The organism is Streptomyces sp. NPDC056224, from assembly GCF_042267665.1.
Classification (GTDB): domain Bacteria; phylum Actinomycetota; class Actinomycetes; order Streptomycetales; family Streptomycetaceae; genus Streptomyces.
The window spans coordinates 1-1,406 of the sequence record NZ_JBHJTK010000112.1; the positions used below are offsets into that span (position 1 = coordinate 1).

The following is a 1,406-nucleotide window of genomic DNA, read 5'->3' on the forward strand; positions in this document are numbered from 1 at the left end:
TAGTACTGCAACGGTGTTTGCCGTGACGGTTGGGCAGGTCCGTCGTTGGTCGGTTCATGGGTGGGGAACTTACTGATGCCCGGTCGTGGGCTGGTGAACTGAAGGCCTTGCATGAGCGTTTCGTGCACCGTTTCTCCAGGTCGGAGCCGCGGGAGTCGGCTCTTGCCTATATACGGGGGCTGATAGCTCCGCTGGAGCGGAAGAACGGCTGGACGCTCGCAGAGGAGGCCGGGCATGCGGGTCCGGACCGGATCCACCGGCTGCTGAACCGGATCGACTGGAACGCGGACGAGGTCCTGGACGACGTGCGGGACTACGTCGTCGAGCACCTCGGCGATCCGGATGCGGTGCTGATCGTGGACGACACCGGGTTCCTGAAGAAGGGTGTCCGCTCGGCCGGGGTCCAGCGCCAGTACTCCGGAACCGCCGGCCGGACGGAGAACTCCCAGATCGGGGTGTTCCTCGCCTATGCCGGCGGCCGTGGCCGCACCCTGATCGACCGCCGCCTCTATCTGCCCACGTCATGGACGGATGACCGCGACCGGTGCCGGGCCGCCGGCATCCACGACACTGTCGCCTTCGAGACGAAAGTGGTGATGGCCAAAGCCATGGTCCGCCGGGCGATCACGGACCGGATCCCGTTCCGGTGGGTGACCGCGGACGCCGCCTACGGGTTCTCCAAGGGCTGGCGCACCGAGCTCGAGCGGGCCGACATCTTCCACGTCATGGCCACCACCCGGCACGACACCGTCGTCACCCGCTGGGCCATGGACCACCCCGTCCACGACCTGTTCCCCGGGCTGCCCCGGCAGAAGTGGAAGCGCCGTTCCTGCGGCAACGGCGCCCACGGCCCGCGGGTCTATGACTGGGCCAGGGTCGAGGTCCGTCCCTGGCACCGCGAGGACCGCCGGCACTGGGTGATCGCCCGCCGAAGCGTCCGCAGGCCCGAGGAGATCTCCTACTACATCGCCTACTGCCCGGCCGAAACCACACTGGACGAGCTGATCCGCATCGCGGGCAGCCGGTGGGCGGTCGAGGAATGCTTCCAGACCGCGAAACAAGAGTGCGGCCTGGACGACTACCAGGTCCGCCGCTACGACGGCTGGCACCGCCACATGACCCTGGCCATGGCCGCCCACGCCTGCCTCACCGTCCTGCGGGCCCGCGAACTCGACACCGGGAAAGCAGAAACGGATCCTCCCAGCTCATCCCCCTCACCCTCCCCGAACTCCGACGCCTGATCCACCGCCTCACCCGACCTCGCCCAAGCACCGACCACGTCCTGCACTGGTCACACTGGCGACGGCGACGACAGTTCCAGGCACGTGTCAGCCACTACAAACGACGCGGTCACACACCGCCAGAAGCCAACAAACCGTCACGGCAAACACCGTTGCAGTACTAGA

Annotated in this window: 1 protein-coding gene; it reads left to right on the top strand. The window is 67.3% G+C overall.

The features are described 5' to 3' along the window. Nucleotides 1-56: 56 nt before the first annotated feature. Nucleotides 57-1,241, top strand: coding sequence for an IS701 family transposase (locus ACFCZ1_RS38525; protein WP_376682914.1), 1,185 nt, complete (start codon nt 57-59; stop codon nt 1,239-1,241). Nucleotides 1,242-1,406 lie beyond the last annotated feature (165 nt).

Excerpts from the sequence above, each read along its gene's own strand:
- ACFCZ1_RS38525 (WP_376682914.1), top strand. The coding sequence starts at position 57 with ATGGGTGGGGAACTTACTGATGCCCGGTCGTGGGCTGGTGAACTGAAG.